Origin of the sequence: Variovorax cryoconiti (genome assembly GCF_051216395.1) — a bacterium.
In the GTDB taxonomy this organism is placed as follows: Bacteria; Pseudomonadota; Gammaproteobacteria; order Burkholderiales; family Burkholderiaceae_C; genus Variovorax.
This window is the reverse complement of the sequence record NZ_JBPJZI010000002.1, coordinates 605389-624564: the sequence shown is the minus strand read 5'-3', so window position 1 is coordinate 624564 and position 19176 is coordinate 605389. Positions and strand designations below refer to the sequence as shown.

Below are 19176 nucleotides of genomic sequence, written 5' to 3'. Positions count from 1 at the left end.
GGTGATCACGATGCTGCGCCTCAATGGCCGACGACGCAACAGCCAAGAGGCCGCCACGATGTCGGAAGGGGCCTTCGCCGCGGACTTGCGCCGGCGCCCCGATCAGTGCTTGTGGTCGTGCGCTTCCTGGTTGTGCACCGCGTCATGCGCGCCGTGGTCGTGCTCGCCATGCGCGAGCCGGCTCACCCCCGTCACCAGCACGATGCCGGCGACCAGCCAGGCGATCTGCGCGAAGGTCTGCCGCGCCGGCAGTTGCTTCTGCAGCTGCGGAATCAGGTCGGCCAGCGCCACGTAGACGAAGCTGCTGCTCGCCAGCACCAGGAAGTACGGCAGCCAGCCGTGCAGCTGGTCGACCAGCCACCAGCCCACCAGCCCGCCCAGCGCGGTCATGGTGCCGGCCAGCGACACCTTGACCAGCGCGACCTTCGAGGTCGACGAGGTCTGGCGCAGCACCACCAGGTCGCCGATGTGGTGCGGCACCTCGTGCGCCAGCACCGCCAGGGCGGCCACCAGCCCGAGGCGGAGGTCGGCGATGAAGGCCGAGGCGATCAGGATGCCGTCCCCGAAGCAGTGCACGCTGTCGCCGGTGAGCACCGCCCAGCCGCCGGTGCGCGGGGCGTGGGCATGGCCGTGCGCGTGGGCATGGTCGTGCGCGTGACCATGGCTGTGCGCATCGCCATGCTCGTGCCCGTGGTGCCACAGCTCGGCCTTGTCGAGCAGGAAGAAGAAGACCACGCCGAACAGCAGCGTGCCGAACAGCCAGGCCGGCTCGATGCCGCTTTCGAAGGCCTCGGGCAGCAGGTGCATGAAAGCGGTCGCGAGCAGCGCGCCGGCCGCCAGGCTCAAGAGGTGCTGGGCATTGACGCCACCGGTGCTGCGCACGCCCACGCGCATCAAGAGGGCCGCGACCCACACGCTTCCGATGCCGGCGACCAGCGTGGCCGCAAGGATGATCAACAGGTTCATAGATGCTTCTTCGAATGCCCAAACGACAACCGCCCCGAAGGGCGGCTGTTCGTCGTGCACGAGGCGGGTGCCGCCCTGCCCGAAGGCTAGGCGACGCCGTGCCGAGGGTTAAGCGACGCCATGCGTCTTGAACCAGGCCTGGGCCCGGCGCCAACCATCGTCGGCCGCCTCCTTGAGGTAGCTCGGCCGGTAGTCGGCATGGAACGCATGACCCGCGTCGGGGTACACGACGAATTGCGATGCCTTGGCCGCGTCGGATCCGCTGGCCAGGGCTGATTTCATCTTATCAACCGTGTCAAGAGGGATGCCCTGGTCCTTGCCGCCGTACAGGCCGAGCACCGGCGCCTTGAGCTGCGTGGCGACGTCGACCGGGTGCTTCGGCGTCAGTTCGCCGGGCTGGCCGACCAGCCGGCCGTACCAGGCCACGCCGGCCTTGACCTTGCCGGTGGCGGCATAGAGCCAGACAACGCGGCCGCCCCAGCAGAAGCCGGTGATGCCGGCCTTGGAGACGTCGCCGCCGTGGGCCGCCGCGTACTGCAGCGCGCCGTCGAGGTCGGCCATGACCTGCGCGTCGGGCACCTTCGACACCACCTCGCTCATCAGCTTCGGGATCTCGGTGTACTTGCTGGCATCGCCCTGGCGGGCATACAGATCGGGCGCGATGGCCAGGTAGCCCAGCTTGGCGAAGCGGCGGCAGACGTCGGCGATGTATTCGTGCACCCCGAAGATTTCCTGGACGACCAGCACCACCGGCAGGCCGGTCTTGCCCGAGGGTGCCGCCGCATAGGCCGGCACCTGGAAGCCGTTGACGGTGTACTTGATCGGACCGGCCTGCAGGCCGTCGGTGGACGTCGAGATCGCGGTCTGCGCGGCGATCGGCAGGGCGGCCGCGGCATAGCCGGCGCCCAGGGCCGCCTTCAGCGCGGTGCGGCGCGTGGCACCCTGCGAGGTGCTCTCGCCGGGGCGCAGCGAATCGAAGTCGGCGTGCAGGTCGGGGCGGGAATCGTCGAAAGAAGGCATGGACACTCCTGTGAAATCGGCCAGGGGGTTGCGAAAAAAGATGCGCGCCCGAACGGGCGCACGCCGCAATCTAGGCGATGGCGGTGAAACCCGATGCGCCGTGAGGAGATGACCCCGCGTAGGCGCGGTTCGCCAGTGCGCGGGCCAGCACCTGCGCCGGGTCGACCAGCTTCAGGCCTTTCGCCGCGGCGCTGCCCTGCAGGCCCAGCGGCACTTCGGTGCAGCCCATGACGATGGCGACATCGCCATGGCGCCGCGACAGCGCCAGCGCGACCTCGGCAAAACAGGCCTCGGCCAGGCCCAGGTCGCCGGCCTTCACGCCGTCGTAGATGCCGCGCATCACCAGCGCACGTTCGGCAGGCAGCGGCAGGTGGCATTCGAGTCCGGCATCGGCCAGCGCCTGTTCGTAGAGGCGCACGCGGTAGGTGCCTTCGGTGGCCATCAGCGCCACCCGCGTCTCGCCTTGCGCCGCCAGGTGCGCCGCGACCTCGCGCGCCACGTGCAGCACCTCGATCTGCGGAAAGCGCTGCTGCAGCGTGGCGTGCCACGCATGCGCCGTGTTGCAGGCGATGGCGACGGCGCGGCTGCCCAGCGCGGCCAACCGGCCCAGCGCCTGCAGCATCGGCTCGAGCGGCTGGTGCGCGCCCTCGCCCGAACGCTCGAGCGCGCCGGTGCGGTCGGGCACCGGCACCTGCGCGAGCCAATGCTCGGGAAAGGCCTGGTCGCGCACCGGCTCGCCGGCGGCGCGCATGTGCTGCGCGCACGCGTCGACGAAGAGCCGCACGAAGTCGGCGCCCGCCGCCGGGCCCATGCCACCCAGAATGCCCACCACCTGCGTCATGTGTGCTCTCAGGTCGCCGGCTTGTCCGACGGGGTCTTGATGTTGTCCTTGAGCTCCTGGCTCATCGGCAGGCCGATCGGCAGGCCCTTCGGGGGGATCGGGCCGAGGAACCACTTGTTGTAGAGCTTCTCGAACTCGCCCGACTTCATCATGCCGGTGATCACGCCGTCGACCAGCGTCTTGAACTGCGGGTCGTCCTTGGGCAGCATGCAGGCATAGGGCTCGACCTGCAGCGCGTCGCCCACCACTTCGAGGTCGGCCGGGGCCTTCGAATTGGAACGCAGGCCGTACAGCAGGATGTCGTCCATCGCGAAGGCCGCGGCGCGGTCGCTCTCGACCAGCAGCAGCGCATCGGCATGGTCCTTGGCCGAGAGGATGTCGATGTCGAGCTTCTTCTCCTCGTTGTACTTGCGCACGACCAGCATGTTGGTCGTGCCGGTGGTGATGGCCACCTGCTTGCCCTTGAGGTCGGCGTAGTTCTTGATGCCCGAGGCCTTCTTCACCAAGAGGCGCGTGCCGGTGTAGAAGTGGTTGATGGCAAAGGCCACGTCCTTGGCGCGCGCGGTGTTGTTGGTGGTCGAGCCGCATTCCACGTCGATGGTGCCGTTCGACAGCAGCGGGATGCGGTTCTGCGAGGTCACCGACATCCAGGCCACTTCCAGGTTCGGCTTGTTCAGCTTCTTCTTCACTTCCGCCACGATGGCGTTCGACAGCTCGACCGAGAAGCCGATCGGCTTGCCGGGGCCCTCGAGGTAGCTGAAGGGCACGGACGATTCGCGGTACGCCATCGTGATCTTGTTCGACGCGGCGACCTTGGCCAGCGTATCGGCGGCCTGGGCGCCGGTGGCGGTCAGCAGCACGGCGGCCATCAGTACGGAGAGTTTCATGCGAGCCCTTTCGGCGAGAGAAGTGACAGGGGAATGACGGAACGAGCAGTGTAAAAACTTGTTCGCCAAACGCCACCATTCCTTTTGTGCCGAGGGTCATGTTCAAAAGTTATGCGTGGCCCGACCCATGCCCTGCGGCTATGGGCCACCGCGGTTTCGGCATTTCCCGGTGGATGGCGGGCGATCTAAAGTCGTTGCATCGCAGCATCGACAGAAAGCGTTTCATGCACGTGTGTGTGCTCGGGGCGGGCATCGTGGGCCTGGCGACAGCCTGGCACCTTCAACGGGAAGGCCACCAGGTGACGGTGGTCGACAAGGCCACGCCCGGCGCCGGCGCGAGCGGCGGCAACGGCGCGCAGCTGAGCTACTCGTACGTCCAGCCGCTGGCCGACCCGTCGATCTGGTCGCAACTGCCCAAGCTGCTGCTGGCCGCCGACTCGCCGCTCAAGCTGAGGCCGCAGCTCGACCCGCTGCAGTGGCGCTGGGGCCTCGAATTTCTCGCGGCCTGCAATCCGCACACCTCACGCGAGAGCACGGCCGCGCTGCTGGCGCTCGCGGCGTCAAGCCGCGTCGCCTTCGAGGCGATGCGCGCCGACATCGCGCCCGATTGCGACTTCTCGGCCACCGGCAAGCTGGTGCTCTACCAGAACGCCGAGGGCGTCGAGGCCGCGCGCCGGCAGGTCGAGCTGCAGCGCGCGATGGGCAGCATGCAGCAGGTGGTGAGCGCCGACGAGTGCATCGCCCTCGAACCGGCCCTGGCCGGCTACCGCGAACACATCGCCGGCGCGGTGCACACGCCCAGCGAATGTGCGGCGGACTGCCTCAAGGTCTGCCGCGAGCTGGAGCGGGCGCTGCGCGCGCGCGGCGTGCGCTTCGTGCTCGGCACCGAGGTGCGCGGCTTCGACGAACGCCAGGGCCGCGTGGCGGCACTGCACACCGACGGCGAGCCGGTGGAAGCCGATGCCTTCGTCGTCGCGCTGGGCACCGCGTCGCACGCCATCGGACGCAAGCTGGGGACCTCGGTGCCGGTGTACCCGCTCAAGGGCTACAGCATCACGCTCGACGTCGACGAGGCACCGGGCGCCGCACCGCGCGTGAGCGTGACCGACAGCGCGCGCAAGGTGGTGTTCGCGCGCATCGGCCGGCGCCTGCGCGTCGCCGGCATGGCCGAGCTGGTCGGCCATGACGCGGGCATTCCGCCGGGCCGCATCGAGACGCTGGTCGACGCCACGCGCGCGGTCTTCCCGCAGCTCGACCGCTACGACGAACTGCACCCCTGGACCGGCATGCGCCCGGCCACGCCCACCGGGCTGCCGATCATCGGCCACCGGCCCGGCACTGCGCGCAACGTGATCTTCAACACCGGCCACGGTGCCCTCGGCTTCACACTGGCCTTCGGGTCGGCCGCACGGGTCGGCGACGCAGTGAACGCACTCGCGGCCTGAGCCCTCAGCGCCGCGCCTTCGACGCCGGCGTGAAGTCGGCGGAACGCGCGACCACGTCCTTGATCTCCTGCATGAGCGCCCGCGCGCCGGGCGACGCAAATGCACCCAGCCGTTGCGTCAGCCCGATGCGACGGTGCGTGCGGTCGAGCGGGAAGTCCAGCACCACCAGGCTGCCGTCACGGATTTCGTAGCGCAGCTGATGGGCCGAGATGGCGGTGAGCATGTCGCTTTCGAGCAGCAACCCGCGCAGCACCGCGAGGTCGCCGGTTTCCACCGCAGGGATCGGTGGCGCTTCGTTCGCTTCGGAGAAGAAGCGCTCGAGCATCTCGCGCGAAGGCGAGCCGTGGCGCGACAACGCCCAGGTCGCCTCGCGCAGCCGGTCGAAGTCGATGGCCTGCGCGCGCACCAGCGGATGCCCGGCGCGGGCGATGACGGAGATGCAGTCTTCGAAGAGCGCCTGCTGCTCCAGATTGACGGCTTCGTCCTCGCTGCGCAGTGCGCCCAGGATGAAATCGATGTCGCCGCTGCGCAGCGAGGCGGCCAGCGCGTCGTACGGGCTCTCGACCGTGCCGACGTGCAGCTGGGGGTGCCGCGCGAGCAGCGACGCAATGGCCATCGGCAGGATCTGCGTGCGGCCCAGCGGCAGCGCACCGACATGCACGCTGCCCTGCAGGGTGCCTTCGCTGGCCGCGATGTCCGGCACGATGTGCCGCAGCTCGGACAGCACGCGCTTGAAGTAGAAGGCCACGATGCCACCCGCCACCGTGGGGACCAGCCCGCTCGACTTGCGTTCGAAGAGCGGCACACCCAGGCCATGCTCCAGATCCTTCAATGCCACGCTGATGGCCGGTTGCGTGATGCCGAAGTCGCGTGCTACCGACGGCATGTTCCGCTTTTCCGACAGGCTCGCGATGACGGCCAGGCGACGGCCGTTCAGGATGGCGGTGAACAGCGACTGCGGATCCACCGTGCTGTCGACGCCGCCGCGCGCCACGAGGTGCGTGCGCGCTTCTTCGAACTCGCGCTCGATGCGCCGGGCCCGCACCAGCACCAGTTCGCCGTAGGCGTTGAGCGAGACGCCGCGTGAGCCGCGGTCGAACAAAGGCCGGCCGAGAACCGCTTCCAGCTGCAGCACCGAACGGGTGACTGCGGAGGGCACGCGGAACAGGCCGTCGGCGGCCCGTGCGATGCTGCCGGCGGCCGCGACGGCCGAGAAGGCATGCAGGTGACGCAGGTTGATGCCCAGCGCCGCGCCGTCCCAGCGGTCGATAACTTTGTGTCGCACAACGGGTTCTTTCACAAAGCACACTCTCCTCCCGATTGAACCTCTACCGGCTCTCGGGTAAACCCTAGTCAATAAACAGAACTGATGTCATGGCCAAGTGAAGTCACGCCGAGCCGACGGCTCGGCGCACACACTGGGACGGTCATTCAACGGATTGCCCATGATCATCGACTGCCACGGTCATTTCACCACCGCACCCAAGGCCCTCGAAGCCTGGCGCCAGCAGCAGATCGCCGCCCTCGGTGACCCCTCGTCGATGCCGCGCGCGTCGTCGCTGAAGATCGGCGACGACGAATTGCGCGAGGCCATCGAGAACAACCAGTTGCGCCTCATGAAGGAGCGCGGCAGCGACCTGACCATCTTCAGCCCGCGCGCCAGCTTCATGGCCCACCACATCGGCGACTTCGAGGTCTCGTCGACCTGGGCCGCCCTCTGCAACGAGCTCTGCTTTCGCGTGAGCGCGCTGTTCCCCGACCACTTCATCGGCGCGGCGATGCTGCCGCAGTCGCCAGGTGTCGACCCGCGCACCTGCATTCCGGAACTGGAGCGCTGCGTCAAGGACTACGGGTTCGTCGGCATCAACCTCAACCCCGACCCGTCGGGCGGCCACTGGACCTCGCCGCCCCTGTCGGACCGCCACTGGTACCCGCTCTACGAGAAGATGGTGGAGCACGACATTCCGGCCATGGTGCATGTCAGCACCAGCTGCAACGCCTGCTTCCACACCACCGGCGCGCACTACCTGAACGCGGACACCACCGCCTTCATGCAGTGCCTCGCGTCGGACCTGTTCACCGACTTCCCCACGCTGCGCTTCGTCATTCCGCACGGCGGCGGCGCGGTGCCCTACCACTGGGGGCGCTTCCGCGGGCTGGCGCAGGAAATGAAGAAGCCGCTGCTCAAGGATCACCTGCTGAACAACATCTTCTTCGACACCTGCGTGTACCACCAGCCCGGCATCGACCTGCTGACGCGCGTGATCCCGGTCGACAACGTGCTGTTCGCCAGCGAGATGATCGGCGCCGTGCGCGGCATCGACCCGGAGACCGGCTTCCCCTACGACGACACGCGCCGCTACATCGACGCCACGCCGATGCTCGACGACGCGGCGCGCCGACAGATCTACGAAGGCAACGCGCGCCGCGTGTACCCGCGCCTGGACCGCGCACTCATCCAGCGAGGACTTTGACCATGGCCACCCCCATCCACCCGGAACTCGGCGTCGTCCACCGGCACGTGGCGCGTGCCGATGCGGCCGCTGTCGAAAAGCTGTCGCGCTTCGGCGTGTCCACCGTGCACGAGGCGCTCGGCCGTCTCGGGCTGATGGCTCCGCGCATCCGTCCCATCTACCCCGACGCGCGTTTCTGCGGCACCGCCATCACCGTGCTGCTGCAGCCGGGCGACAACTGGATGCTGCACGTGGCGGCCGAGCAGATCCAGCCGGGTGACGTGGTGGTCGCGGCCTGCACCACCGACAGCACCGACGGCTTCTTCGGCGACCTGCTGGCGACCTCGTTCCAGGCGCGCGGCTGCAAGGGCCTGGTCATCGACGGCGGCGTGCGCGACGTGCGCGACCTCACGCAAATGGGCTTCCCCGTCTTCAGCCGCGCCATCCATTCGAAGGGCTGCATCAAGTCGACGCTCGGCTCGGTGAACGTGCCGGTGGTGTGTGCCGGCGCGCTGGTACAGCCGGGCGACGTGGTGGTGGCCGACATCGACGGCGTGGTTGTCGTGCCGGCGGCGCTCGCCGCGCGCGTGGCGGACGCCGCCGAAGCGCGCGAGGCCAACGAGACCGGCAAGCGTGCGCGCTTCGCCGCCGGCGAGCTGGGCCTGGACATGTATGCGATGCGCGAAGGGCTGGCCAAGGCCGGCCTGCGCTACGTCGACTGACAACGCACCGTCACCGCCTCCTTTCGTTTTCACCTCCCTGGACACCGACCGCATGAACACCGTCTCCCGCCGACTTCTCCTCTCCGTCGCCAGCGCGATGGCCCTGGGCCCCTTCGCCTCAGTACGCGCCGCCGACGCCTACCCCTCCAAGCCGCTGAAGATCGTCGTGGGCTACAGCGCCGGCGGTGCGGTCGATGCCATCGCCCGTTCGGTGGGGCAGCGGCTATCAACGCTGCTTGGCCAGCCGGTCGTCATCGAGAACAAGCCGGGCGCCGGCACCAACATTGCGGTCAAATCGGTGATCGCCAGCCCGGCCGACGGCTACACGCTGCTGATGGCGGCGAACGCGCTGGCCGTGAACCCGTCGCTGTTCCAGCCTGCGCCCTACGACATCGACCGCGAGCTCACGCCGATCGCCTCGGTCGGCCGGGTGCCGGTGGTCTTCGCGGTGCGCGCCGAGTCGGCCCTCAAGACCCTGCCCGACCTGGTGGCGGCCGCCAAGGCCAAGCCGAGCGGGGTGACGGTCGCCACGCCCGGCAACGGCGCAACGCCGCACCTGGCGATGGAGCTGTTCCAGCACACGGCCGGCCTGTCGCTCAAGCACGTGCCGTACAAGGGCGGCGCCCAGGCCATCACCGACGTGCTCGGCGGCCATGTCGACGTGGTCGCGGTCAATGCGCTGGAGGTGCTGCCGCTCGCCAAGTCGGGCAAGCTGCGCGTGCTGGCGGTGATGAGCGCGGACCGCGCCGCCGTGCTGCCGGGCGTGCCGACCGTTGCGGAGTCGGGCTACCCGGGTTTCGAGGCCAGCGTCTGGTACGGCATCGTCGGCCCGGCCGGCCTGCCCAAGCCGGTGATCGCGCAACTGCACGATGCTGTGCAGAAGGCCATCGAATCGCCCGAGGTGCGCGACCAATTGGCAGCGGCCGGCGGCGTGCCGCTGCCCGGCCCGACCGCGCAGTTCGAGAAGCTGATCAAGACCGACGTGGCGCGCTACGGCAAGCTGATCCGCGAAGCCAACATCAAGCCCGACTGAACGCACCACGGCTGCGTACTGCCGATGACGCCGGGCGACATCGTTTCCGTCTAAGACGCCAACCATGTGCACCGTGATTCGCGGCATCTCGTCGATGGCGACGCGTGGGCTGCTGGCCGAGCTGGCGTCGCTGTACGCGGCGCGTGATGCCGTGTGTGGGACCGTTCGGGTGTCCTTCGAATCGGTCGGCGGTGTCGATGCGGCGCAGCGCGTGAACGACGGTGAAGCCTTCGACCTGGTGGTGCTCGCGTCGGAGGCCATCGACCGGCTCGCGACCGCCGGCCGCGTCGACGCTGCGCACACGGTCGACATCGCCAGTTCCTGTGTCGGCGTGGCCGTGCGCGCGGGTGCGCCGCGGCCGGACATCGCCAGCGAAGACGCGCTGCGCCGGGCGGTCTGCCGGGCCGGCCGCATCGCCTTCTCGACCGGCCCCAGCGGCGTGGCGCTGAATGCGCTGTTCGTGCGATGGGGCATCGCCGACGAGATCGCAACCCGGCTGGTGCAGGCGCCGCCCGGCACGCCCGTCGGCGTGCTGCTGGCGCGCGGCGACGCCGAGCTGGGCTTTCAGCAGATGAGCGAGCTGCTCGGTCTCGAAGGCGTCGCCCTGCTCGGGCCGCTGCCGACGGCGGTGCAGATCACGACCGTGTTCTCCGCCGCGCCCGTGCGCGGCTCGGCCTGCCAGGTCGCGGTGAACGACCTGCTCCGCTTCATGGCGTCGGCAGCGGGCGACGCTGCGCGGCAGCGACACGGCCTGCTGCCACCCCCCGCTTCACCGGCCCGCTGACGGCGCGAAGCGGACGGCTCAGTGCACGTGGCCGGCCGGCGCGGCCGTGCCCTCCGGCGCACCGACGGGCACCTGCACGTCGAGCGTGCTCGACACGCCCTTCGCGTCTTCGAAGCGCAGCGTCATCGGCACGGTCGCGCCCTTGGCCAGGGGCTGCTTCAGGTCCATCAGCATGACGTGGTAACCGCTGGGCTTGAGCTCGACGGTCTGGCGCGCCGGCAGCGCCAAGCCACCCTTCACTTCGCGCATGCGCATGGTGTCGCCGTCCATCTTCATCTCGTGCACCTCGGCGACGCCCGAGGCCGGCGTCGACACGCCGACCAGCCGCGCGCCCGCGGGCGCGTTGAGCTTCATGAAGGCCCCGGTGCCGCTTTGCCCCGGCACCGTGGGGCGCACCCAGGCATCGCGCACGTCGACCGCGGCGACGCCGGGCGCGAGCACGTCGAGGCGCGCCGCGGGGAAGGCCGGCTTGTCGACACCGGTGCCGGGCAGCTGTGCCCAGTCGGCGCTGCCCTTGTCGCAGGTCTGCAGCACCTTGAAGTACAGCGGGCCGGGCGTGGCAGTGAGCTTGCCGCGCACGATGAACTCGGCGCGCTCGCTGCCCGGCAGCGCGGTCGCGGGCGACTCGGCCTTCCACGCCACTTCGCGCGGGTTGCTGGCGAGCGTCCAGCCTTTGCGTGCCTGCGCTTCGATCAGGCGAAATCCTTCAGGCAGTTGCACCGTGATGCCGGTGGTGGCCTGGGCGTCCTTGCAGGCATGGCCGACGCGGAAGGCCGCCTCGTAGTCGCTGCCGGCCGCGGCGCCGCCGGGCGGCAGGGTGACGTGAGCGCTGGCGGCGGTGCTGGCGAACAGTGCGACGAGCGCGAGGCGCGAGAGGTGGTGCGTACGGTGCGTCATCTGGGTTCCTTTGGAGGTGATCGGGTCAGAGGTCGAAGCGCAGCTCGGCCGTGTAGGTGCGCTGCGGGTAGGGGTGGAAGTTCCAGTACTGCGCGTTGTTGGCGTTGTCGATGCCGAAGGCGGCAGACCACTGCTTGTCGATCTGGTAGCGCACGCGCAGGTCGACCGTGAAGTACTTGCTGGCGCCGAAGTAGGCATCGCCATTCACGTCGCTGTTGTCGAGGTTGGCGTACTGCCGGCCGCTGTAGCGCGCCGCCACGGTGAAGGCCCATTGCGCATCGGGCTTGTAAGTGGCGTAGACGGTGGAGCGCCAGCGCGGCACGCGCGGCTGCCACTTGCCGACGCTGGCCGGGAAGACCGCGTTCGCCACGGTCTTCGAGTCGGCGTAGGTCAGGCTGCCACCCAGGTCGATGCCGCCCAGCCCCAAGTGCTGAGCGACGTTCTGGCCGGTGTAGGCGAGTTCGATGCCGTTGGTGCGCACCTTGTCGACGTTCTGCACGCGCGACACGGTGGAGTTCGGGATGAGCTGGCTGAACAGCGCGTCCTTCGTCGTCTCGTGGAACAGCGTGGCGCGGGCCAGGCCGTTGCCCAGGTCCTGCTCCAGCGAGAGCTCGCCGGTCCACGACTTCTCGGGCTTCAGCGTCGGGTCGTTGATGAAGGACAGCGCACCACCCGAGGTCGCGCCGTACAGCTCGCCGACGGTCGGGTAGCGCACCGATCGGCCGACCGCGCCCTTGAGCACCGTGGCGCTGGCGAGCTGATACGCCAGCGCGGCCTTCGGCGACACGTCGGCTTCGCTGCGGTCGGCGTAGCGCAGCGTGCTGGTCGCCGTCGACGTGGAACCGTCGCTGGCGCGCCAGTCTTCGTAGCGCAGGCCGAGCACCGCCTTCCACTTCGGCGCGAAGGACCAGGCGTCCTGCAGCCACAGGTTGGCGGTCTCGCTGCGGCCGCCGACGTCGCTCACCAGCGTCGAGGGCGTGCCGTCGAGCCAGGTGCCGGCGACGTTGGTCTTGCGGATGGCCAGCTTGTAGGCGTCGCGGCCGATGCCGAAGTCGACGATGTGCGCGCCGCCCACGCCCTGCGGGCGCCAGGTGCCCTTGGCGGCGAGCGTGTTCCAGCCGGTGCCGTCCTGGTCCTGCAGCGTGCCGGCGCCGCCGACGGCGGCCAGCGGCAGCGCAACCGTGGCGGCGCGCTGCTGGTCCTTGGCGTAGTCGTAGAGGCTCGCGGCCACTTCCCAGTCCCACTCGCCCTGGGTGTGACTCTTCACCGACAGGCCGTGCATGACGTGCGTCTGCGCGTCGTTGGTCAGCGGAAAGGCGGTGGCGCCGAGTGTGTAGCTGCGGCCGTCGATGTTGACCGGACCGCTGTAGACCGGCGCGCCGGCCGCGTTCTTCAGGTAGCTCTCCGAGCGCCCTTCCGAGGTGTTCTGCCACACGCCGAGCGTGTAGGTCGCACGCACGGTCGGCGTGAGGTCGTAGGCCAGCTTGAGCTTCGCGTGGTCCTGCACCGTGTGGTACTGCGTGCCGGTGCCGAGGATGGTCCAGGGCGTGTTGGTCGTGTTGAGCCCGCGCACCGCGCCCGTCACCGGCCCGCCGGCCGAGCCGGGCGTGCCCGACGCCACGGTGGCCGTCGCGAAGCTCAGCGGCTGGCCGCGGCTGTCGGTGCGGTTCAGGTCGATCCACCACGACCAGTCGCCGCTCCTGCTGCCGAGCGACGCGCTGGTCTGCCAGCTGTTGAACGTGCGGTTGGTGCTGTACAGGTCGTTGGGCTGCGACGAATAGCCGGCCTTCACATGGGCTTCCAGCTGCGTCGGCATGCGCGTGACGAAGTCGACCACGGCGCCCGCCGAGTTGCCCGGGTAGGCCGCGGAGAACGGCCCGTACATCACGTCGACCCGCTCGATCTCTTCGGGCGTCACCAGGCCCCAGCGCGGCGCGAAGTTGCTGCCGTTGGCGATGCCGTTGCCCAGGTAGTTCGACAGCAGGATGCCGTCGGCATAGACCGCGGAGCGCGCGCTGTTGCCGGTGCCCGAGGCGCGCGTCGACAGGATGGCGTGGTTGTAGTCGCCGATGTAGCGCTTGCGCACCAGCAGGCTCGGCAGGTACTTCAGCGCGTCCTCGCTGTCGGTGGCGTTGATGCGCGTCTCGATCTCCTCGCGCGTCACGCCTTCGATGGTGGTGGGAATCTGGGTCGGCAGCGAGGTCGGCTGACCGCCGGTGACGGTGACCACGCCGAGCGAGCGGCTGCGCGCGGGCGCCCCGTCGGCATCGGGCGCCGGTTCGGTGGATGGGGACGGCTGCGCCAGGGCCAGCCAGGGAAATGCGGCGCCGAGCGCCAGCGAAAGAACGCGTTTCTTCAAGAAGACTCTCCTCGGCACGCGCGGTGCCGCCTCGATGCGAAAGGTGCGCGGCAACGCCCGCCGTGCGGGGGTCGCGCTACACCGTCGAAAGCAGGGTCAGAGGAGAGAAGGCGGCCCGCGCGCCGGCAAGGGCGCGGCCGTGGCGGCGGCGATGCGCGCCGCGGGAATCGACTGCACCGCCCGTGCCAGCGGCAACGGGGTCGGCAGCGTGAAGCCGACGGTGGACGGCGGTGCGCCGGTCAGCACGCACAGCGGGCAGTCCATGTGGCTGGGGGCCAGCTCCTGCGCGCCGTCGTCGGTCTGCACGATCACCTTGATCGCGCCGGCCGCGGAGCACACGAGTTCCATCGCCTGCGGATGCACCACCGGCGCGGCCACCGCCACGCCCAGCGACAACAGAAACCACGCCAGCACGCAGCGGTGCAGGATGGCGAGGTGGCGCAGGGTGGACATGGGAGCGGATTATGCGGGCTGGCTCGAGCGACCTTCAGGCCATCTGCTCGATGGCCTCGCGCATCGCCTGCGTGATCGCACGCACCGCCACCGAATCGGGCCGCCCCGCCACCCGCAGCGCGCGCACCGGCACCGGGATGTGTGGCTCGAGCGCCAGCACGTCGACCTTGGCGCGGTCGGCCGAGCCCGCGGTGCAGCCGTCGACCAGCGCCACGCCGAGCCCGTGGTGCGCCATCGCGAGCGCCGCGTGGTAGGTCTGCACGGTGACCACGGCTTGATGGAAGCCGATGCCCGCCTGGCGACACGCCTGGCTCAGACTGGTGCCCACCGGGTCGCGGCTGTCGAGCCCGACCACCGGCAGGTCGACCAGGTCATGCAGCGCCACCGAGCCGTTGCGCACCAGCGCGCGCGGCAGCAGGCCCTTCGGCGCGATGCACACCATGCGGCTGTCGGCCAGCGATTCCTGCAGCAGCGACGGGTGCACGGCCGGGCTGAAGGCGAAGCCGACGTCAGCCTGTTGCGACAGCAGCGCCGACATGATCTGCGGCGAGTGCAGCGATTCGACGATGACGGCCACGCCGGGGTGCTTCTCACGAAAGGCTTGGAGCGCGCGCGGCAGCACCTCGTAGCTCAACGCCAGCACGGTGAGGATGCGCAACTCGCCGGCCGCACCGGACGAGCGCAGGTTGGTCGCGAGCCGCTGCACCTCGTCGAGCTGCGCGAACAGCCGCTCGATGTGCGGGTACAGCGTCAGCGCCTCGGTGGTCGGCGTGAGCCGGCCCTTGGCGCGCGCGAAGAGCGAGAAGCCCAGCTGCAACTCCGCATGCTGCAGCGTGCGGCTCACGGCCGGCTGCGTGATGTTGATGAGCCGCGCCGCCGCGCTCACGCTGCCGGTGAGCATGATGGCGTTGAAGACTTCGATGTGGCGCAGGCGCATGGCGTCGGGTCAGTGCGCCTTGTCCCAGTTCGGCCCGACACCGAGTTCGGCCAGCAGCGGCACCTTGAGGTCGGCCACGCCGGCCATCAGCTTCGGGATCTCGCTGCGCACCCAGTCGACCTCGGCCTCGGGCACCTCGAACACCAGTTCGTCGTGCACCTGCATGATCATCTTGGTGGTCCGTTTCTCTTCGTCGAGCACGTTCTGCACCTTGACCATGCTGAGCTTGATCAGGTCGGCCGCCGTGCCCTGCATCGGCGCGTTGATGGCCGCGCGCTCGGCGCCGCCGCGGCGCGGGCCGTTGGGCGAATTGATCTCGGGCAGGTACAGGCGCCGGCCGAACACGGTCTCGACGTAGCCCTTTTCCTTGGCGCTCATGCGCGTCTCGTCCATGTACGCCTTCACGCCCGGGTAGCGCGCGAAGTAGCGGTCGATGTACGACGCAGCGGCCTTGGTCTCGATGCCCAGGTTCTTCGCCAGGCCGAAGCTGCTCATGCCGTAGATCAGGCCGAAGTTGATGACCTTGGCGTAGCGACGCTGCTCGCTCGACACCTGGTCGACGGCGACACTGAACACCTCGGCCGCCGTCGCGCGGTGCACATCGATGCCTTCGGTGAAGGCCCGCAGCAGCGATTCATCGCCGCTGATGTGCGCCATGATGCGCAGTTCGATCTGCGAGTAGTCGGCACTGGCGATCACGCTGCCCGCCGGCGCCACGAAGGCCTCGCGCACGCGTCGGCCTTCGGCGGTGCGGATCGGGATGTTCTGCAGGTTCGGGTCGTTGCTGCTGAGCCGGCCGGTGACCGCCACCGCCTGCGCGTAGTGCGTGTGCACGCGCCCGGTCCGTGGGTTGGCCAGCTGGCCCAGCTTGTCGGTGTAGGTGCCCTTGAGCTTGGACAGGCTGCGGTGTTCCAGCAGCTTGGCCGGCAAAGGAAAATCGTCGGCCAGCTTCTCCAGCACCTCTTCGTCGGTACTGGGCGCGCCGCTCGGCGTCTTCTTGACGACGGGCAGGCCCAGCTTGGTGAAGAAGATCTCGCCGATCTGCTTGGGGCTGCCCAGGTTGAAGGGCTGGCCCGCGAGTTCGTACGCTTCCTGCTCCAGCTGCATGATGCGGGTACCGAGCGCATGGCTCTGCGCAGCGAGCGTGGGCGCATCGATCAGCACGCCGTTGCGCTCGATGCGGTAGAGCGCCTCGCTGCTCGCCATCTCCAGTTCGTAGACGAAGCGCAGCTTCTCGTCGGCTTCCAGCTGGGGCCAGAGCACGCGGTGCACGTCGAGCGTCTGGTCGCTGTCCTCGCAGGAATATTCCGCCGCCTTGTCGATCGCGACCTGGCTGAAGGAGATCTGCTTGGCGCCCTTGCCGCACAGGTCTTCGTAATCGATGCCGCTGCGGCCCAGGTGGCGCTCGGCCAGACTGGCCAGGCCGTGCGGCCGGTGCACTTCGAGCACGTAGCTCTGCAGCATGGTGTCGTGCGCATAGCCCTGCACCTCGATGCCGTGGTTGGCGAGCACGTGGCGGTCGTACTTGACGTGCTGGCCGAGCTTCTTCTTGTCACCGTTCTCCAGCCAGGGCTTGAGGCGTGCGAGCACCTCGTCGCGCGGCAGCTGCTCGGGCGCATCGGGGTAGTTGTGCGCGACCGGGATGTAGGCCGCCTCGCCCGGCGTCACGCTGAAGCTCAGGCCGACGATCTCGGCGCGCATCTCGTCGAGCGAGGTGGTCTCGGTGTCGATCGCCACCAGGTCGGCGGCCTCGATCTTGGCGAGCCAGGCGTCGAACTGCGCCCAGGTCATGACCGTGTCGTAGGCCAGGTTGCTGGCCTTCTCGGCCGCCTCGTCGCCCAGGTTGTCGATCGCGGGTTCGTCGAACAGGCCGGGGCCGGCGTCGCTGGCCTTGCTCTTCTTCTTCCGGTTGTTCTCTTCGATCAGCTCGGGCGGCACCGCGTGGGACTCGAGCGTCTTGACCAGGCTCTTGAAGCCGTAGGTTTCGTAGAAGGTCTTGAGCGCGTCGACCTGCTGCGGGCCGATGGCGATGCCGTCGAGCGCGGGCAGGCCGGTGATGTGCTCGGCCAGATCGCAGTCGGTGCGGATGGTCACCAGGCGGCGCCCCTGCGGCAGCCAGTCGAGCGCCTTGCGCAGGTTCTCGCCGGCCTGGCCCTTGATCTCGTGCGCGTTCGCGACCAGCGCGTCGAGCGAACCGTACTGCAGCAACCACTTGGCGGCCGTCTTCGGGCCCACCTTGTCGACGCCGGGGACGTTGTCGACGGTGTCGCCGACCAGCGTCTGGTAGTCGACCATCAGCGACGGCGGCACGCCGAACTCGGCGGTGACGCCGGCCACGTCGCGCTTCTTGCCGTTCATCGTGTCGATGATGGTGATGTGCTCGTCGACCAGCTGGCTCATGTCCTTGTCGCCGCTGGACACGATGACCTCGATGCCCTGCTGCGCGGCGGTCTTGGCCAGCGTGCCGATCACGTCGTCGGCCTCCACCAGCGGCACGTGCAGCACCGGCCAGCCGAGCAGCCGCACCACCTCGTGGATCGGCGGGATCTGGCTGCGCAGGTCGTCGGGCATCGGCGAGCGGTTGGCCTTGTACTCGGGGTACCAGTCGTCGCGGAAGGTCTTGCCGGGTGCGTCGAACACGCAGGCGGCATAGTCGGCGCGCACCTCGCGGCGCAGCGACTGCATCATGTTGATCATCCCGCGGATGGCGCCGGTGGCGGGGCTGCTTGGGTTGCCGGGCTCGGCCCGCAGGTCGGGCATGGCATGGAAGGCGCGGTAGAGGTAGCTCGAACCATCCACGAGCAACAGCGTTTTCTTGTCGGTCATTGGACCATTTTGCCCGCCCGGGCGCGGCGCCCTGGACACCGCGGCGTACGTGCCCGCAGTACGCCCTGTCACGCCCCGCGCCGACAGCGGGCATGCAGGCCGGCACCTACAATCTCGCCATGCCCTCCACCCCCCCCTCCTTCTTCCGCCACGCGCTGCTGGCTCTCGTCTGCGCCGTGCCCGTCGTCGCCGTCCAGGCACAGACCGCCGCGCAGCCCACGCCGGTGCCGCCTGCCGAGGCCAAAGCCGAAGCGCGGGCCGAGGGCCGACGCAACCAGAAGATCGAGAACATCCACGTCGAGGACGGCGGTGCCGCGGTCGACGAGGTGCGCTACGGTGGCCAGACCCAGAGCATCACGGTGCAGCCGAAGGCCAACGTGCCGTCCTACCAGGTGCTGCCCAACGACGGCGGCCGCGAGCGGCAAGGCCAGGGCGAGACAGGCTCGGGCGGCAACGGCCCCCGCGTCTGGAACGTGATGAAGTTCTGAGCCGGGCGTGGCGGTCTACACCGACGTCGGGTTCGACGAAGCGGACGCGCTCGTGCAGCGCCTGGGCCTGGGGGCCCTGCGCCAGCTGGACGGCATCCAGGGCGGCATCGAGAACACCAACTACTTCGCGACGACGGACCAGGGCGCCTACGTCCTGACGCTGTTCGAGCGCCTGGGCCGCGAGCAGCTGCCCTACTACCTGTGCCTCATGGAACACCTGGCGGCACGCGGCATTCCGGTGCCCGCGCCGGTCGCCGACCCCACCGTGACGCCGCCCAAGGCTTCGGGTCTGGAACGGCCCGCCGACGTACCCTGCGAACTGGTGCACCTCGTGGCCGGCAAGCCGGCCGCCGTGGTGCAGCGCCTGTCGGGCCGGAGCGAATTGGCGCCCAGCGCCGCGCACTGCGCCGAACTCGGCCGGTGGCTGGCGCGCATGCACCTGGCGGGTCGCGACTTCGATCGCGTGCAGCCCAACCTGCGCGGTTTGGCGTGGTGGAACGACACCGCGCCGGTGGTGCTGCCGCACCTGGACGAATCGCAGGCGGCCCTGCTGCGCGGCGAGCTGGCCTACCAGAACCACGTCGCCCAGTCTTCCGCCTATGCAGCGCTGCCGTGCGGCCCGGTGCATGCCGACCTGTTCCGCGACAACGCAATGTTCGACAGCACCGCCGATGGCGAACAGCCCCGGCTGAGCGGCGTCTTCGACTTCTACTTCGCCGGCACCGACACCTGGCTGTTCGACCTAGCGGTCTGCCTGAACGACTGGGCGGTCGAGCTGCCCACCGGCACGCACGACCCGCTGCGCGCCGACGCCCTGCTCGCGGCCTACATGGCGGTGCGCCCGCTGACCGGCGCCGAGCGCACGCTGCTGCCCGCCATGCTGCGCGCTGCCGCCCTCCGCTTCTGGATCTCGCGCCTGTGGGACTTCCACCTGCCGCGCGAGGCGAGCATGCTGCAGGCGCACGACCCCACCCATTTCGAGCGGGTGCTGCGCGAACGCGCGCGCCAGCCGCTCGCGGCGCCCTCACCGAGCGCCACCGCCCCACTGGCGGCCTGAACGGATCC

17 protein-coding genes are annotated in these 19176 nt (G+C 69.5%); 7 read left to right on the top strand and 10 right to left on the bottom strand.

Annotated features, from left to right (window positions below; all coding sequences use genetic code 11):
* Positions 1-102: 102 nt before the first annotated feature.
* The 4 genes from ACSFA2_RS07660 to ACSFA2_RS07645 all read right to left on the bottom strand — a co-directional run bounded on the left by ACSFA2_RS07660 (position 103) and on the right by ACSFA2_RS07645 (position 3714).
* Positions 103-966 (bottom strand): ZIP family metal transporter, encoded by an 864-nt coding sequence (locus ACSFA2_RS07660; RefSeq protein WP_435454710.1) that lies wholly within the window; start codon positions 964-966, stop codon positions 103-105.
* 108 nt (positions 967-1074) lie between these two features.
* Positions 1075-1986 carry a dienelactone hydrolase family protein gene (locus tag ACSFA2_RS07655; RefSeq protein ID WP_435454709.1) on the bottom strand — a complete coding sequence of 304 codons (912 nt, stop codon included), beginning with the start codon at positions 1984-1986 and terminating at the stop codon, positions 1075-1077.
* Between the two features lie 70 nt (positions 1987-2056).
* Positions 2057-2827 (bottom strand): aspartate/glutamate racemase family protein, encoded by a 771-nt coding sequence (locus ACSFA2_RS07650; RefSeq protein ID WP_435454708.1) that lies wholly within the window; start codon positions 2825-2827, stop codon positions 2057-2059.
* A gap of 8 nt (positions 2828-2835) precedes the next feature.
* Entirely contained in the window at positions 2836-3714 is an 879-nt protein-coding gene (locus ACSFA2_RS07645; RefSeq protein WP_435454707.1) for a transporter substrate-binding domain-containing protein, read from the bottom strand.
* A 224-nt stretch (positions 3715-3938) separates the two neighbouring features.
* Here ACSFA2_RS07645 and ACSFA2_RS07640 point away from each other — a divergent pair, with 224 nt between their 5' ends.
* Positions 3939-5159, top strand: coding sequence for a D-amino acid dehydrogenase (locus tag ACSFA2_RS07640; protein WP_435454706.1), 1221 nt, complete (start codon positions 3939-3941; stop codon positions 5157-5159).
* Between the two features lie 4 nt (positions 5160-5163).
* Here the strand turns inward: ACSFA2_RS07640 and ACSFA2_RS07635 are convergent, their stop codons facing one another.
* A complete protein-coding gene (locus tag ACSFA2_RS07635; protein WP_435454705.1) occupies positions 5164-6444 on the bottom strand; it encodes a LysR family transcriptional regulator in 1281 nt (426 codons plus the stop codon).
* 160 nt (positions 6445-6604) lie between these two features.
* On the opposite strand from ACSFA2_RS07635, the gene ACSFA2_RS07630 reads away from it, so the two are divergent.
* From ACSFA2_RS07630 to ACSFA2_RS07615, 4 genes are all read left to right on the top strand, one after another.
* On the top strand, positions 6605-7633 hold the full coding sequence (locus tag ACSFA2_RS07630) for an amidohydrolase family protein (protein WP_435454704.1): 1029 nt from the start codon (positions 6605-6607) through the stop codon (positions 7631-7633).
* 2 nt (positions 7634-7635) lie between these two features.
* Positions 7636-8334, top strand: a complete 699-nt coding sequence (gene ligK, locus ACSFA2_RS07625) for a 4-carboxy-4-hydroxy-2-oxoadipate aldolase/oxaloacetate decarboxylase (protein WP_435454703.1) — start codon at positions 7636-7638, stop codon at positions 8332-8334.
* A 52-nt stretch (positions 8335-8386) separates the two neighbouring features.
* Complete coding sequence (locus tag ACSFA2_RS07620; protein ID WP_435454702.1) at positions 8387-9367, top strand: Bug family tripartite tricarboxylate transporter substrate binding protein; 981 nt, start codon at positions 8387-8389, stop codon at positions 9365-9367.
* Between the two features lie 64 nt (positions 9368-9431).
* The gene (locus tag ACSFA2_RS07615; protein WP_435454701.1) at positions 9432-10151 is read left to right on the top strand and encodes a substrate-binding domain-containing protein; all 720 of its coding nucleotides are present in this window, start codon (positions 9432-9434) and stop codon (positions 10149-10151) included.
* An 18-nt stretch (positions 10152-10169) separates the two neighbouring features.
* Here ACSFA2_RS07615 and ACSFA2_RS07610 read toward each other — a convergent pair whose 3' ends face one another.
* The 5 genes from ACSFA2_RS07610 to polA all read right to left on the bottom strand — a co-directional run bounded on the left by ACSFA2_RS07610 (position 10170) and on the right by polA (position 17623).
* Entirely contained in the window at positions 10170-11048 is an 879-nt protein-coding gene (locus ACSFA2_RS07610) for a copper chaperone PCu(A)C domain-containing protein (RefSeq protein WP_435454700.1), read from the bottom strand.
* Positions 11049-11073: 25 nt separating this feature from the next.
* Complete coding sequence (locus ACSFA2_RS07605) at positions 11074-13407, bottom strand: TonB-dependent receptor (protein WP_435454699.1); 2334 nt, start codon at positions 13405-13407, stop codon at positions 11074-11076.
* 96 nt (positions 13408-13503) lie between these two features.
* Positions 13504-13860 carry a DUF2946 family protein gene (locus ACSFA2_RS07600; RefSeq protein ID WP_435454698.1) on the bottom strand — a complete coding sequence of 119 codons (357 nt, stop codon included), beginning with the start codon at positions 13858-13860 and terminating at the stop codon, positions 13504-13506.
* 34 nt (positions 13861-13894) lie between these two features.
* Positions 13895-14797: a LysR family transcriptional regulator gene (locus ACSFA2_RS07595; RefSeq protein WP_435454697.1), complete on the bottom strand. Its 903-nt coding sequence runs from the start codon at positions 14795-14797 to the stop codon at positions 13895-13897.
* A gap of 9 nt (positions 14798-14806) precedes the next feature.
* Positions 14807-17623, bottom strand: a complete 2817-nt coding sequence (gene polA / locus ACSFA2_RS07590) for a DNA polymerase I (protein WP_435454696.1) — start codon at positions 17621-17623, stop codon at positions 14807-14809.
* 119 nt (positions 17624-17742) lie between these two features.
* Here polA and ACSFA2_RS07585 point away from each other — a divergent pair, with 119 nt between their 5' ends.
* Together ACSFA2_RS07585 and ACSFA2_RS07580 are read left to right on the top strand one after the other, a co-directional pair.
* Complete coding sequence (locus ACSFA2_RS07585; protein WP_435454695.1) at positions 17743-18111, top strand: hypothetical protein; 369 nt, start codon at positions 17743-17745, stop codon at positions 18109-18111.
* A gap of 7 nt (positions 18112-18118) precedes the next feature.
* Entirely contained in the window at positions 18119-19168 is a 1050-nt protein-coding gene (locus tag ACSFA2_RS07580; RefSeq protein ID WP_435454694.1) for a homoserine kinase, read from the top strand.
* Positions 19169-19176: the final 8 nt, after the last annotated feature.